Genomic DNA, 13917 nt, shown 5'->3' with positions numbered 1-13917 from the left:
AAGGCTTTGCAAAGTTCACAGAATTCTGCATCGTTGCGCTCGACGACGGAGGTCACGGCATGGATTCTCGGGTCAAGCCCGAGAATGACGACGAGCTGGGGGGAGATCAGCTAGTCACTCACGCTCCGGAAACATCGCCTTCAGCCCCTCGCGCGAGGCCTTGGCCACGCCGCGCTCGGTGATCAGCCCTGTCACCAACCTTGCCGGCGTCACGTCGAACGCTGGGTTCGCCGCCGGTGTCGCATCCGGTGAGACCCGCACCTGCGCGATCTTGCCGTCAGCCGTCTTCCCCCACACCAGCGAAACCTCGTCGCCCGAGCGCTCCTCGATTGGGATTTCCTTCAGCCCGTCGGCCACTGTCCAGTCGATGGTGGGCGAGGGAAGCGCGACATAGAAGGGCACGCCATTGTCGGCGGCGGCCAAAGCCTTCAGATAGGTGCCGATCTTGTTGCAGACGTCGCCACTGGCCGTGGTGCGGTCAGTGCCGACGATCACCATGTCGATGTCGCCGCGCTGCATCAGGTGGCCGCCGGCATTGTCGACGATCAGCGTGTGCGGCACGCCGTGCCCGGCCATCTCCCAGGCGGTCAGCTGGGCGCCCTGGTTGCGCGGCCTCGTCTCGTCGACATAGACATGCACCGGAATGCCGGCCTCGGTCGCCAGGTAGATCGGCGCGGTGGCGGTGCCGTAATCGACCGTCGCCAGCCAGCCGGCATTGCAATGGGTGAGGATGTTGACGCTCTCGCCCGGCTGCTTGCGTGCCGCAAGCTCCCTGATGATGGCAAGCCCGTTTTCGCCGATGGCGCGGTTCAGCCCGACATCCTCGTCGGCGATCTCCACGGCCCGCCTGTAGGCCGCTTCGGCGCGTTCCACCGGCGCGAGCGGCTTGAGGTGCCGGCGCATCTCGTCCAGCGCCCAGCGCAGATTGATCGCCGTCGGCCGTGTCCTGTGCAGCGTCTCCCATACCGCATCGAGCGCTTCGTCCGATGGATCGTCTTTCATCTGGATGGCAACGCCATAGGCGGCGGTGACGCCGATCAGCGGCGCGCCGCGCACCCACATGTCGCGGATCGCGGTGGCGATGCCGGCGACGCTTCCGATCTTCTCGATGCGGAATTCATGCGGCAGCCAGCGCTGGTCGATGATCTCGACCGAGCGCTTGTCGTCGCTGAGCCAGATGGTGCGATAGTGGCGTTCGCCGACGTTCAAAGGCTCTTCTCCTGTTCGATCCGCGCGGCCAGATTGTTGACCTCGTCGATGCTGTGGATCTGGCGCCGGTTGACGGCGATATGGCGTCCGAAGCGCAAAGCCTTGGCTTCACATGTGGCGCGCAGGTCTTGATCGGCAATGGTCTCGAAATCGGCATTGTGAGCGAGACCCAGGATGCGGCGATGCACCTCGATGCCGGCAAAGCCGAGCAGGTCGGTCCAGATGGAATGCAGCATGTGGTCGAGCGCCTGCTCGGAGCCGAGCAGGTCGCCCTGATCCTCGAACAGGCTCTTCTGGTAGAGGATACCCGTCCGCTCGGTCCGCCACAGATGCGAGAACTCGGCGCGGAAGGTCGCCCAGGTCTCAGCCGTGACGCCGAGCAGATAGGCGCGCATGGAGTCGCGGCTGCCTTTCTCCTCGTGGCCGCGCTGCGAGAAGAAGGCCATCCAGAAATTGGCGAGCAGCATGCCGACATCGAACGCGATCGGGCCGTAGAAGGCGAATTCCGGATCGATCATCCGGGTCTCGCTGTCGGTCACCATGATCGAGCCGGAATGCAGGTCGCCATGCAGCAGCGTCTCGGCATTGGCGGCGAACAGATGCTTCAGCCGCTGCGCCTCGACCTTGAGATCGCGGTCGGCGCGCAGTTCGGCGACCAGGCCGTCGAGCTGCGGGGAGGTATGCCGGTTCATCTTGGCGTCGAAATAAGGGTCGGAGAACACCAGGTTCTCGGTGATGTCGCACAGCTCCACATTGTCGGCGAACAGCGCAAGATCGGCCTTGCGCTCCTTGGCTGCCATCGACAGGTCGGAGCCGCGGAACAGTGTGCGCGCCATGAACAGGCCGATGTCGCGTGCGATGTTCGGCAATTCACGGCCGTCGATCAGCGCCCGCCTGAGGATGATGTGCGGTGGCGCCAGATACTCCATCACGATCAGCGCCTGGCTCTCGTCGAAATGGTAGATCGCCGGCACCGAGCCGGGCGCACGGCGCTCTTGCCGGGTCAGCGCATGATATTCGAAGAAGGAGCGTTTTAAGGGCAGCGGCCAGCTGTCGCCGACCAGCCGCACATAGGGCAGCGCCTGCTTGACCACCGCGGCACCCTCGTCGCTTTCGACGATGAAGACGAGGTTGAGATTGCCGTCGCCGACCTCGCGTACCTTCCAGCGGCTGGTGTTGCTGCCGATGCGTTCGGTCAGGGCCGCGGTCTCGCCAAGGCGCTTCGGCAGCGTTTCCACCGACAATGCTTCGAACTTCCCGGTCATGCTCTCCCTCCTGCGCGTGGTTTCCGACGATAGCGGAGCCGCGGCGGCGGGGCCAAGCTAGGAAGCGCTCTGGCAAATGTCAATCGTGTTGACAATTGCCGAATGAGCCCATAGCGTCACGATCCGGGAGGAATGGATGGGCGCAGATGCCGTGTTCCATGTGGAGGGCCTGAGGAAATCCTTCGGCCAGAACGAGGTGCTTGGCGGCATCTCGCTCGACCTCTTTGCGGGCGAGGTGACCGTGCTCATGGGCGCCAACGGCGCCGGCAAATCCACCCTGGTCAAGATCGTCAGCGGCGTCTACGAGCACGGCGCAGGCTCGATGCGGCTCGCCGGCAAGGCCTTCGACCCCCAGACCCCCGCCGAGGCCATTCGCGCCGGCGTCGTCACCGTGCACCAGAACATCAATGACGGCGTGGTCGCCGACCTCGACGTCGCCACCAATCTGACGCTCGACCGGCTGAGCGGCAAAGGCGCGTCGTTGCTTTTCAAGCCTGCCAATGTCCGCGCCGAGGCGAGAGCCGTCGCCGACCGCATGGGACTTGCCATCGACCTCAAGGCGCGCGTCAGCGACTTGTCGTTGGCGGATCGGCAGATGGTGGCCATCGCCCGCGCCATGGCGCACAAGCCCAAGGTCCTGATCCTCGACGAGCCGACCTCCTCGCTGTCGAGCGCCGAAGCCGACCGGCTGTTCTCGCTGATCGACCGGCTGCGCGGGCAGGGCGTCGCCATCCTCTATATCTCGCACCGGATGTCCGACATCAGGCGACTGGCCGACCGCATCGTGTCGATGCGCGACGGCGTGGTCTCCGGCATTTTCGACCGGAAGCCGCTCGATTATGAGGGTGCGGTCAACGCCATGCTCGGCCGCAAGATCCATCTCGACAAGGTCGTTGCCAGAAGCTCGGCCCGAGCCGTCTTCACCGCCGAGGGCCTGCGGCTCGCGCAAGGTTCGCGGCCGATCTCGATGACGCTCGGCGCCGGGGAAGTGGTGGCGATCACCGGCCTGGTCGGCGTCGGCAAGACGGCTTTGGCGGAGACGCTCTTCGGCGTGCGCCGGCCGCTCGCCGGCAGCATGCACATGGACGGCAAACCCTACGCGCCGGGCTCGGCGCGCGAGGCGATCGCCGCCGGCGTCTTCCTCGTCGCCAAGGATCGCGCCGCGAGCGGCATCGTCGGCGGCTTCAACATAGAACGCAACATCAGCCTGCCGTTCCTCAAACGCATGTCGGACCTCGGCGTCATGAAGAAGCGCGCCGAGCGCGCCGCTGCTCGCCGCCAGATCGACGAGCTCGGCATCGTCTGCCGCTCGGAGAAGGACGAGCTGTCGGCGCTCTCCGGCGGCAACCAGCAGAAGGTGATGGTGGCGCGCTGGATGTCGCAGGCCTCACGCCTCTCCATCCTCGACGAGCCTTTCCAGGGTGTCGACATTTCGGCGCGTCGCGACATCGCCGCCAAACTAAGAGCCAGCGCCGACGGCCGCGCCACGCTGATCTTCGTCACCGAGATCGACGAGGCGCTGGAGACCGCCGACCGCATCCTGGTGATGTCGGAACACACGATCGTCGGCGAGCACCGCAACGATGACATCGATCTCGACCGGCTGCTGGCGGAAGTGGCCGGCGGACCGCTCACCAGCGCGGCGTGAGATCGCAGGATGACGAGACTCGGAGTGCAGGCATGAGTTCCAGTTTGGCGGGCAAGGCAACGGCGCGGGAGCGTTCGATGACGTTGCGCGATTACGCCATCCGCTACGGCTTCATCGTCCTGCTGGTCGGGTTGATCGCCTATTTCGCGGTCGCAGCCGACGGCTTCGCTTCGCCGCAAAGCGCTGTGTTCATCTTCCAGTCGGTGGCCATCACCGGCGTGCTGGCGCTCGGCGTCACCGCGACGCTCGTCGTCGGCGGCTTTGATCTCTCGATCGGCTCGGTCGCCACCAGCGCCATGATGGCGGCATCCTACGCCATGGTCGTGCTGGAGCAGGACGCGATCGTCGCGGTCATCGCCTGCCTCGTCATCGGCGTCATCGTCGGCCTGATCAATGGCTGGCTGATCGTCTATATGCGCGTGCCCGATCTTCTGGCGACGCTTGGCATGATGTTCCTGCTGCTCGGCCTGCAGCGCATTCCGACGGAAGGCCGGTCGATCGCCACCGGCATGACCATGCCCGACGGCTCGGTCGCCAATGGCAAGTTCTCCGAGGCGTTCCTGGCGCTCGGCCGCCACCGCATCGACTTCTTCATCCCGAGCCTGATCCCGGTTTCGGTCGTCGTGCTTGTCGTGCTCGCGGTGCTGATCTGGTTCTTCCTCGAATACACCCGCTTCGGCCGCATGATGTATGCCGTCGGCAGCAATGAGAGGGCGGCCGAGCTCGCCGGCGCGCCTGTCAAGGCATATAAGATCTGGGCTTATGTCATTTCGGGAGTTTTTGCCTCGATCGGCGGGATTTTGCTCGCCGCCCGGCTTGGACGCGGCGACATCGCCTCGGGTAATAATCTGTTGCTCGACGCAGTCGCGGCGGCGCTCATCGGCTACGCGGTGCTCGGCGCCGCCAAGCCCAACGCCTTCGGCACGGCCGTCGGCGCGGTGTTCGTCGGCGTCCTGCTGCAAGGCCTGACGATGATGAACGCGCCTTACTACACGCAGGATTTCGTCAAGGGCGCGGTGCTTGTCGTCGCCCTTGTCTTCACCTTCGCCCTTTCCGGCAGGGGCAAGAGATAGTTTCGACCGGGGCATAACAAATGGAGGAAAACGAAGTGAGTATCACAAGAAGACTTTTGGGGAAGGCGGCACTCGGCCTCGCCGGCGCGGCGCTGCTGATGCAGGGAACGGCGCTTGCCGCGGACCGTCCGGCGCCGTTCGACAAGCCGGGCGTCAAGATCGCGCTGGTGCGCTATCTTTCGACCGGCGACTTCTTCCAGGCCTATCTCTCCGGCGTCGAGGCGCAGGCCAAGGCGCTCGGCGTCGACCTGCGCGTGCTGGACAGCCGCCAGGATGCGGCGCTCCAGGCCGACATGGTCGATCAGGCGATCGCGCTCGGCGTGCAGGGCATCATCATCCAGCACGGCCTGACGGAATCGATGAAGGACGCCGCCCAGCGCGCGGTCGATGCCGGCATCAAGGTCGTCGCCTTCGACGTCAACGTCGAGAACCCGAAGATCCCGCAGGTCGAGCAGTCGGACAAAGACCTTGCCAAGCTGGCACTCGAGCAGGCGGTCAAGGACAATGGCGAGAGCTGGAAGGCCGGCTATGTCTATGTCGCCGGCATCGCCCCGCTCGACCGACGCAACGAGACCTGGGTCGACGTGAAAAAGAAATATTCGGGCATCAGCGAGGTCGCCATGTTCGGCACGCTCGACAACCCGATCGCCAACTCCGTCGCCAACCAGGCGCGCTCGGTGCTGCAGGCGCACCCCGACATCAAGGTGATGTTCGCGCCTTATGACGAGTTCGCCAAGGGCGTGAAGATCGCTGTCGACGAGGCGGGGCTGAACAAGGGCATCAAGATCTATTCGGCCGATATCTCGACCTCCGACATCGCCGCCATGCGCGAGCCGGACAGCGCCTGGGCGGCGACCGCCGCCACCAACCCGGCCGTCGTCGGCCAGGTCTCGGTGCGCGCGCTGGCGCAACTGCTCGCCGGCGAGGATCCCGGCCACAACGTCATCGTGCCGCCGACGCTGATCACCCAGAAGGAACTGATCGACAAGGACATCAAGAACATGGAAGACCTGTCGGCCAAGCTGCCGCAGTTCGCCCATGCCGATGTCGCGATGCCGGCCTGGATGCCGAATCCGAACGCCAAGTAAGGTTTTTGCCTGTTTCTGATGAAGAGAGCGGTCCAATGGGCCGCTCTCTGCCTTTTCAGCCGGTCCGAGTCGGTCTTATCGCTGCCAGAAGGGCAGCTTGGCGATCTCGGCCTCGACCTCTTTTCTGGTCAGCCCGATGTCGTCGATCAGATGCGGATTGTCCGTCGCCATGCGCTTGAGCTCGAAGCGGAAATAGGCCTGCTTGCGCCGCTCGGCGATAAGGCTGCGCAAGGCCGCCAGGCTGAAACGCCCGCGCCTTGAGCGCGTTGCCGGTGCCGCCGCCAGACACGTAGAGGGCGTGAAGCTATCGTTCATGGCAACCTCCATCGAATGAGGGTTTCGAAAACCCTGGATCTGCTTGAGATTGCAGTGTGCCGCAGGCGGCCGGCGGCGTAATTAAGCCCTCCCAAATAGTTCTCAAAACTTCCAAATCGGCTAGAGCGTCTCACCGTTTCACGGAAACGGTGAGACGCTCTATCCCCTTGTTTTTACGCAATTCCGGACGGAAAACCGCTTCACACTTTTCCTGGAATTGCTCTATAGATCGCCGCATGCAGGGATCGCGCTTCGCTTTCGGACCGTTCGTGCTTGATCCGGGCGCGGGAACGCTGCTTCGGGGCGATGTTCCCGTCGCCGCCGGCCATCGCGGGCTGAAGCTGCTCGAGGCGCTCGTTGCGCGTCCGGGTGAAATCCTGGCCAAGGCCGAGCTGATGGATGCGGCCTGGCCCGGCATGGCAGTCGAGGAAGGCAATCTCACCGTCCAGATCGCGCAGCTCAGGAAGCTGCTTGGTCCGGCGACCAGTGGCGGCGAGTGGATCGCCACGGTGCCGCGCGTCGGCTACCGCTTCACCGGTACCGTCGAGCAGCCCGATACCACACGCAAACCCTTGCCGCTGCCCGACAAGCCGTCGATCGCCGTGCTGCCCTTCGTCAATCTGAGCAGCGATCCCGAGCAGGACTCTTTCGCCGACGGCCTGACCGAAGACCTGATCACCGATCTCTCCCGGATCCCGGGCCTCTTCGTCATCGCGCGCAACTCGGTCTTTGCCTATAAGGGCAAGGCCATGGATGTGCGCGCCATCGCCGGGGAGCTCGGCGTGCGCTACCTGCTGGAGGGCAGCGCCAGGCGCGCCGCGGGGCGGGTGCGCATCAATGCCCAGCTGATCGATGCGCTGAGCGGCGAGCATCTGTGGGCCGAGCGTTTCGATCGCAGCCTTGAGGACATTTTCGCCGTTCAGGACGAGGCGACGGCCAAGATCGTCGAGGCGCTGCTCGGGCGGCTGCGCGCGCTGCCGGAGCGCAACCGGCCGAAGAGCCTCGAAGCCTATGATCTCGTGGTGCGGGCGCGAAAACTGTTCGACGAGTCGCCGCAGATGGCGCGCGAAGCGCATCTGATGCTGACGCGCGCGGTCTCGCTCGACCCAGACTACGCCGAGGCCTATCGCTGGCTCGCCATGAACCATTGGATGGGCTGGGTGCATTGGGGCGAGCCTTTCGAGCCCGCCCGCAGCACGGCCCTGGAACTGGCGCGCAAGGCTGTGGCGATCGATCCCAACGATGCCGGTTGCCGCTGGGTCCTGGCGAACCTTCTTGCCTATGAACGCGATTTCGAACGGTCCGAGGCGGAATTCGCCAAGGCGATCGAGCTCGATCCGAACGAGGCTGATATCTGGGCAACATTGTCCGATATCGACGTGCTGGGCGGGCGGCTAGACGAGGGCCTGGAGCACATCCGCAAGGCTTTCCGGCTCAACCCATTTCCGCCGAGCTGGTATTATCTGACGCTCGGCCAGGCGCAATATGCGGCCCGTGACTATGAGGCCGCCGTCGAGACGCTGCGCCGCGACGAGACCTACCGCACAAGCTCGCGCCGCTTTCTGGCGGCAAGCCTGGCGCAGCTCGGCCGTCTCGACGAGGCGCGCACCGAGGTCGCGCTGTTCCTCGTCGGCAATCCGCATTTCTCCACGCAGCGCTGGGTCGAGACGGAGCCGTTCCGCGACGACGCGACACTTAGGCATTTCGTCGACGGCTTCCGCAAGGCCGGCCTGCCGGAGTGATGTGGCCACGATGACGGCCTAGTCGCCCCAGCGCAGGATTTTGACCGGTCGGCTCTGTTTTGCGTTGGCAGGTGGCATGCCTCGGAGATTGGCCGAAACGCCCATCGCGGTCGTCATTCCAGGGCGGAGCAGGAGCGAAGCTCCGTCGCGCAGACCCTGGAATCCATTCCGTTACTTTCGCCAAGGCGTGCAACGGAGCAGAATTCTGCACCGTGGCGGCGCTTTCAAGTCGCGGAATGGAATATGGTCTTCGCCGCGTCGCTTCGCTCCTTGCTCCGCCATAGAATGACGAGGTTGGGGCGGCTTCAACCAATTCCCGGCGTTTGCGCCGATTTCACGGAAATGGGCGGAGATCCTGCGCCAAGACAACGGCAACTCGCGTCCATTCCTCAGATTTTTCTCACCGGCCGGCGCGCGCCAGCCCATGCGCCACCAGACGGTCGATGACCTCCGGATAGCTGACGCCGCTCGCCGCCATCGCCTTGGCGTACATGCTGATGTTGGTAAAGCCGGGAATGGTGTTGAGCTCGTTGATCAGGAAATGCATGTCCGGCATCAGGAAAAAGTCGACGCGGGCCATGCCGTCGCAACCGAGCGCCCTGAACGCTCTTGCAGCCGCATCGCGCATGGCATCCTCGACCTCCTGCGGCAGCTCGGCTGGCACGATCAGTGCCGCGCCGTTCTCGTCGACATATTTGGCGTTGTAGTTGTAGAATCCGTGGCTCTCCGCGGGCACGATCTCGCCCGGCCGCGAGACGAAGAGTTCGCCCGCGGGGCTCTCCAGCACGCTGTATTCGATCTCGCGGCCACGGACGAATTCTTCTGCCAGCAGCTTGCGGTCGTGCCGGAAGGCTTCCTCGAGCGCCCGATCGAATTCCTGGCTGGCATTGACCTTCGCGACGCCGACCGACGACCCCTGCCGCGCCGGCTTGATGAACAGCGGCAGGCCGAGTTGGTCCTCCAGTTCGACGAGCGAAGGCGCGGCACCTTCACCGATCGTCACCGAGCGCGCGACAGGCAGTCCGGCCGCTTTCAGCAGCCGCTTGGCGATATCCTTGTCGAGTGCCGTCGCGGAGCCGAGGATGCCGCAGCCGGCGAGCGGCACGCGCGCCACCTCGGCCAGGCCCTGCACCGCGCCGTCCTCGCCATGCAGGCCGTGCAGCACCGGAAACAGGATATCGATGGCGGGCAGGTCGTGGGGCACGCCGCCGGCGGAGATCGCCAGCATCCGTCCATGGCCGCCCGGCACCAGGCAGAGCTGAGTGCCGGCCGACGGCGCCGCCAGCGCGCCATCCTCGAAGCGGCTCAGCAGCCATTGCCCTTCGCGGGTGACGAAGATCGGCACGGCGTCGTATTTCGCCGGCTCCAAGGCAGCCATGACGTTGGTTGCCGAAAGCAGCGATACTTCATGCTCGGCGGAGCGCCCGCCGAAGAGCACGCCGATACGAAGTCTTGTAGCCGCCATCTGGAGCTCCACCAATGATCAACGTTGGAGCCGCATGCGAAACGTCAGGCGCCCCTTGAACTGGCTGAGCATTACGCGAAGGATTGGAGTGGATTTTGACGGGGTCCAGCAGTTCTTCAGCAGAAGGAGGCCTTCAGTCCGAAACCGCGTCAACACGGGGATGTCTTCGTTTTCGTAGAACGACGAACCGCTCCAGGAGTGGGTGCCATTGCCTGGTCAGCGCAGCGCGGCCGCGATGTTGCCACCGTCAGTCGCGGCCCTCACTCGTTGAAAAGGTCCGAATGAGAACCGGTTCGTGCAAGCTGCAGTTCGTCATTAGCAACGCGGTAGATCAAAAGCCAATCCGGTTCGATGTGAGCATCGCGATAGCCCTTCCATTCGCCTTTCAGCGGGTGGTCCTTGTAAATCGGCGGCAGTTCATGTTCGCCGATCAGGAGACCCAATATCTCACGCAATTTGCCAAGGTCTTTGCCACGCTTCTCCATACGCTTCACATCCCGGCGAAATTGCCCGGAGCGAACGGGGATCAACATGTCAGATTTCCAGATCCTTGAACAACTCGTCGGTCGAGGCGAAACGCTTGCCTTTACCCTTTTCCAATTCGGCCATCGCCTTTCGTGTCGTTGCGTTCGGGACTTTCACCGGAAAGGGAAATTCCTTGTCGGCGGCGACACGGACCAGCAGTATGCGAATGGCGTCGGAAACCGACAGGCCCATAGCCGCCAAGGCTTCCGTGGCCTGATCCTTGGTTGCGCTATCGATCCGAGCGCGGACTACCGTATCTGTTGCCATTTCCGACTCCTTTTCAGCTACAATGTAGCTACAGAGGGGCGTTCCCGCAAGCCTGCCGTTTTACAGGACTGGCATTAGCGCAACGCCGCCGCGATGTTGCCGCCGTCCACCGTCGTGACATCGGCGGTGGTGCGCTCGGCCAGCGCCTGGTGCAGGAAGGCCTGCGCCACGTCGTCGGCCGTCACTTCCTGTCCCAGCAGATTGCCGGACATGTATTCCTTCTCAGACACGCCGCGCGCGCCGGACCGGCTGGCGATCATCGCGTCGGTCAAGAGACCCGAGCGGACGCGGTCGGCATTGACCGCATTGGAACGGATGCCATGCGCGCCGTAGTCAAGCGCATATTGCCGCGACAGGAACAATGTCGCGGCTTTCGGGATGCCATATGCGCCGAATTTCGGGCCGGGATTGATCGCCTGCTTGGAAGTGTTGAACAAAAGCACACCGCCGGTGCCCTGTTCCAGCATGATGCGCACCGCGTTCTGCGCCGCCGACTGGTGAGCGAAGAAATTGAGCTCAAAGCTCTTGCGCAGCGCGGCGTCGTCCAATTCGCCGATGCGGCCTTCCCAGGCGGCACCCGCATTCGAGACCAGGATGTCGACGCCGCCATAGATGGCGACCGCCTTGTCGAAGGCGGCGCGCATCTCGGCAGGCTTGGTGATGTCGGCGCCGACGCCGATCGAGTTGTTGCCGGCCGCCTTCGCCGCTTCCGCGGCCTTGGCGGGATCGAGGTCAACGATCACCGCATGGGCGCCGTTGGCGGCGAACAGCTTTGCCGTCGCGGCGCCGATGGCGCCGGCGCCGCCGGTGATCAGCACCACCTGGCCGGTCAGCGGCTTCGGCTTGTTCGAAGCGAGCTTGGCCTGCTCGAGCGACCAGTATTCGAGCGGGAAGAGATCGGCCTTGGAGAGCGGATGGAAATTGCCGATGGCTTCCGCGCCGCGCACCGCCTCGATCCACATCTCGCCGACATCCGACGCGATCTTGGCATCCTTGAGCGTGCGGCCATGGCCGAACATGCCGAGGCCCGGCACCAGCGTCAGGCGCGGCATCGGGTCGAGCATGGTGCGCTTGACGTCGTCCAGCGCGTCATTGGGCTCGAAATAGGCGGTGTAATCCTTGACGAAGGCATCGACATGGCTGCGGACGGCGGCCTTGTAGTCGCCGAGCTTGTCCACGTCGGGCGCCGGTACCGCCATCGGCCCGGTCTTGATGCGGATCGACAGGTCCGGCGTCGAAACGCCGCGCCCGGCCAGCTCGGCGATCTTGGCGGAATTGATGAAGTCGACGATCGCGTCCGAGGTGCGGAAGTCGCTGATCATGCGGTCGAAGCGGCCTTCGCCGCGCGCCACGGCAACGGCACCGCGCAGCGTCGGCGCGATGTCGCTGGGCTTGGCAAGCTTGGCCGGCAATGCTGCCTTGGCCGGCTGCGGCTTGCCGTTCCTGGCGACATAGTCCTCGGCCATGGTCACATAGTGGATCATGCGGTCATAGGCCCGCTTGGCATCGTCGCCGAAGGTGAAGATGCCGTGCTTGTCGAGGATGAGGCCGTCGACTTTTTGGTCGGCGTCGAAGACTTCCGCCGCGGCCTTGGCGAGGTCGAAGCCCGGCTTGATGTAGGGCACGTAACCCATCTTGTCGCCGAACACGCTCTTGATCAGCGGCTTGCTGTCTTCCTGGTCGACGATGGCCAGAATCGCCGTTGAATGCGTGTGGTCGACGAACTTGTGCGGCAGGAAGGCATGCAGCAGCGTTTCGACCGACGGGTTGGGCGAGGACGGATCGATCAGGTTGGAGCGCTGCAGCGCCACCATGTCCTCGTCGGAGAGCTTGTCCAAAGAGCGCGCCTTGAGCAGCGCGCCCATCTTCACCGCCGGCAGGCCTTGCGGTTCGATGACGGCCATGTCCCAACCGCTGCCCTTGACGCAGAGCACGTCCCATTCGTCGCCGACCAGATCGGTGGCTTTGGTCTTGCACGAGGTGTTGCCGCCGCCATGCAGCACCAGGCGCGGCTCGCCGCCGAGCAGCCGGGTCGTGTAGACGCGCAGCGCAAGGTCGCGGCCGACGCCCTTCCTGGCATAGTCGGCAACCATCTTTTCCGCGTCGGCGTCATTCCAAAGGTTCTGCATGTCGATCCGTCCGATTCCGTCTTTTCTTGCTCATGAACAGAAGGCCGCGACGTCGTGATGACAGAAGCGGCGAGGGTGGTTTTCTACGAGGCCTTTTTCGTTGCCGCGCCGGCGTGCTGGAGCAGGCGCTCGGCCATATGCGCGCCGACCACCAGATGCGTGCACAGCCCGCCGGCGATGGCTGCAAGCAGCGGCTCGAACTTGGTGTCTTCCTGCACCACCATCAGTCGCTTCTCGATGGCGCGCAGCGAGGCGAGCTCGGCGGAAATGACGCGCCTGTTGTAGCTGCAGTCGAGCACTTCGCCCCTGGTGTCGATGATCTGTCCGGCGATGACGCCGGCGGCACCTTGGCTGCGCAACGCTTCCATCTCGGCCGGCGACAGCGCGCCGCATTTCACCAGATGGCTGTCGGCGTCGACCGCGCCTACCGAATAAAGCGCCAGATCGCAATCGGCGATGCCGGCCAGCTGGTCGCGGATCACCGGCTCGGCGCGCAAACCTTGCGCCAGGCCTTCCGTCGACAGAACCAGCGGGGCGTAGAAGTTGAGGCCCTTGGCATTCAGCCGTCGCGCGATCTCCATCGTGCACTGGTCGGGCCGGTAGGAATAGGGCGCACCGAGATTGCCGCAGAGCTGCACCACGGTGACGTCCTGCAGGTCGGCATAGGACATGATGTCGGCAATGGTGTAGACGGTGCGGCCCCAGGCGACGCCGATGCGGTCGCCTTTTTTTACCAGCTCGAGAAAGACGCTCGCCGCAAGCACGGCGATATCGGTCGAGGGATCGGCGAGGTAAGCATTTTCCGGCGCGATCCAGACGGCGTCGAGCCCGAAGGCGTCTTCAACCTTGCGCGCCATGACGTCGTCGGTGAAGAGCTGGGTCGAGGTCGAGATGTTGACGATGCCGGTCTCGCGCGCCTTGCGCAGATACATGGCGACCGAGGCGCGAGAAATGTTGAGCTGGCTCGCCACTTCGTCCTGACGCAGGCCATGCGCATAGTAAAGCCAGGCGGCCTTGTGGATGAGCTGTTCTGCCGGTCTGATCGCCATGCCGCCTCCTCGGATGACATTAGTCACGGCTCTCGACAAAAGTCAAATTTGCATGCGCGAGAGGCGATCGTCTCGCGGCGCGGCCCAATCCGGATCGCCATTCCATCAAGCCGGCGCAGCATAGCATTTTCAGCCGCGGCAG

General features: G+C 64.3%; 12 protein-coding genes. 4 read left to right on the top strand and 8 right to left on the bottom strand.

Going from position 1 to position 13917, the window contains the following annotated elements:
* Positions 1 to 114 precede the first annotated feature (114 nt).
* Both mtnA and mtnK read right to left on the bottom strand, forming a co-directional pair.
* Positions 115 to 1209, bottom strand: coding sequence for an S-methyl-5-thioribose-1-phosphate isomerase (gene mtnA, locus FJ425_RS12675; protein ID WP_140723783.1), 1095 nt, complete (start codon positions 1207 to 1209; stop codon positions 115 to 117).
* Positions 1206 to 2474, bottom strand: coding sequence for an S-methyl-5-thioribose kinase (gene mtnK, locus FJ425_RS12670; protein WP_140543386.1), 1269 nt, complete (start codon positions 2472 to 2474; stop codon positions 1206 to 1208). Before mtnK ends, mtnA begins: the two co-directional genes overlap by 4 nt.
* A 136-nt stretch (positions 2475 to 2610) precedes the next feature.
* Here mtnK and FJ425_RS12665 point away from each other — a divergent pair, with 136 nt between their 5' ends.
* The 3 genes from FJ425_RS12665 to FJ425_RS12655 all read left to right on the top strand — a co-directional run bounded on the left by FJ425_RS12665 (position 2611) and on the right by FJ425_RS12655 (position 6283).
* Positions 2611 to 4122: a sugar ABC transporter ATP-binding protein gene (locus tag FJ425_RS12665; protein ID WP_140723780.1), complete on the top strand. Its 1512-nt coding sequence runs from the start codon at positions 2611 to 2613 to the stop codon at positions 4120 to 4122.
* A 77-nt stretch (positions 4123 to 4199) separates the two neighbouring features.
* Positions 4200 to 5195, top strand: a complete 996-nt coding sequence (locus tag FJ425_RS12660) for an ABC transporter permease (RefSeq protein ID WP_140723840.1) — start codon at positions 4200 to 4202, stop codon at positions 5193 to 5195.
* 35 nt (positions 5196 to 5230) lie between these two features.
* Positions 5231 to 6283 (top strand): substrate-binding domain-containing protein, encoded by a 1053-nt coding sequence (locus tag FJ425_RS12655; RefSeq protein WP_140675402.1) that lies wholly within the window; start codon positions 5231 to 5233, stop codon positions 6281 to 6283.
* A gap of 75 nt (positions 6284 to 6358) precedes the next feature.
* On the opposite strand, the gene FJ425_RS12650 is transcribed toward FJ425_RS12655, so the two are convergent.
* Complete coding sequence (locus tag FJ425_RS12650; RefSeq protein WP_140723777.1) at positions 6359 to 6598, bottom strand: DUF1127 domain-containing protein; 240 nt, start codon at positions 6596 to 6598, stop codon at positions 6359 to 6361.
* A 236-nt stretch (positions 6599 to 6834) separates the two neighbouring features.
* Here FJ425_RS12650 and FJ425_RS12645 point away from each other — a divergent pair, with 236 nt between their 5' ends.
* Positions 6835 to 8340 (top strand): winged helix-turn-helix domain-containing tetratricopeptide repeat protein, encoded by a 1506-nt coding sequence (locus FJ425_RS12645; RefSeq protein ID WP_140723774.1) that lies wholly within the window; start codon positions 6835 to 6837, stop codon positions 8338 to 8340.
* Between the two features lie 400 nt (positions 8341 to 8740).
* Here the strand turns inward: FJ425_RS12645 and FJ425_RS12640 are convergent, their stop codons facing one another.
* The 5 genes from FJ425_RS12640 to FJ425_RS12620 form a co-directional block, all read right to left on the bottom strand.
* The gene (locus FJ425_RS12640) at positions 8741 to 9805 is read right to left on the bottom strand and encodes a D-alanine--D-alanine ligase family protein (protein ID WP_140723771.1); all 1065 of its coding nucleotides are present in this window, start codon (positions 9803 to 9805) and stop codon (positions 8741 to 8743) included.
* A gap of 260 nt (positions 9806 to 10065) precedes the next feature.
* Entirely contained in the window at positions 10066 to 10338 is a 273-nt protein-coding gene (locus FJ425_RS12635) for a type II toxin-antitoxin system YafQ family toxin (RefSeq protein ID WP_140543375.1), read from the bottom strand.
* A gap of 1 nt (position 10339) precedes the next feature.
* Positions 10340 to 10597 carry a type II toxin-antitoxin system RelB/DinJ family antitoxin gene (locus FJ425_RS12630; RefSeq protein ID WP_140634692.1) on the bottom strand — a complete coding sequence of 86 codons (258 nt, stop codon included), beginning with the start codon at positions 10595 to 10597 and terminating at the stop codon, positions 10340 to 10342.
* A 74-nt stretch (positions 10598 to 10671) separates the two neighbouring features.
* Entirely contained in the window at positions 10672 to 12726 is a 2055-nt protein-coding gene (locus FJ425_RS12625; RefSeq protein ID WP_140723768.1) for a bifunctional aldolase/short-chain dehydrogenase, read from the bottom strand.
* Between the two features lie 83 nt (positions 12727 to 12809).
* Positions 12810 to 13775, bottom strand: coding sequence for a sugar-binding transcriptional regulator (locus FJ425_RS12620; RefSeq protein WP_140543369.1), 966 nt, complete (start codon positions 13773 to 13775; stop codon positions 12810 to 12812).
* Positions 13776 to 13917: the final 142 nt, after the last annotated feature.

It is taken from the genome of Mesorhizobium sp. B2-7-2 (assembly GCF_006440775.1).
GTDB lineage: Bacteria > Pseudomonadota > Alphaproteobacteria > Rhizobiales > Rhizobiaceae > Mesorhizobium.
The sequence above is the reverse complement of the archived record's forward strand: the minus strand, read 5'-3'. Positions and strand labels throughout refer to the sequence as shown.

Bases quoted from the DNA above. Each gene is read 5' to 3' on its own strand.
- FJ425_RS12665 (WP_140723780.1), top strand. From the start codon at position 2,611: ATGGGCGCAGATGCCGTGTTCCATGTGGAGGGCCTGAGGAAATCCTTC.
- FJ425_RS12635 (WP_140543375.1), bottom strand. From the start codon at position 10,338: ATGTTGATCCCCGTTCGCTCCGGGCAATTTCGCCGGGATGTGAAGCGT.
- FJ425_RS12630 (WP_140634692.1), bottom strand. From the start codon at position 10,597: ATGGCAACAGATACGGTAGTCCGCGCTCGGATCGATAGCGCAACCAAG.
- FJ425_RS12650 (WP_140723777.1), bottom strand. From the start codon at position 6,598: ATGAACGATAGCTTCACGCCCTCTACGTGTCTGGCGGCGGCACCGGCA.
- mtnK (WP_140543386.1), bottom strand. From the start codon at position 2,474: ATGACCGGGAAGTTCGAAGCATTGTCGGTGGAAACGCTGCCGAAGCGC.
- FJ425_RS12660 (WP_140723840.1), top strand. From the start codon at position 4,200: ATGACGTTGCGCGATTACGCCATCCGCTACGGCTTCATCGTCCTGCTG.
- FJ425_RS12640 (WP_140723771.1), bottom strand. From the start codon at position 9,805: ATGGCGGCTACAAGACTTCGTATCGGCGTGCTCTTCGGCGGGCGCTCC.
- FJ425_RS12625 (WP_140723768.1), bottom strand. From the start codon at position 12,726: ATGCAGAACCTTTGGAATGACGCCGACGCGGAAAAGATGGTTGCCGAC.
- FJ425_RS12645 (WP_140723774.1), top strand. From the start codon at position 6,835: ATGCAGGGATCGCGCTTCGCTTTCGGACCGTTCGTGCTTGATCCGGGC.
- FJ425_RS12620 (WP_140543369.1), bottom strand. From the start codon at position 13,775: ATGGCGATCAGACCGGCAGAACAGCTCATCCACAAGGCCGCCTGGCTT.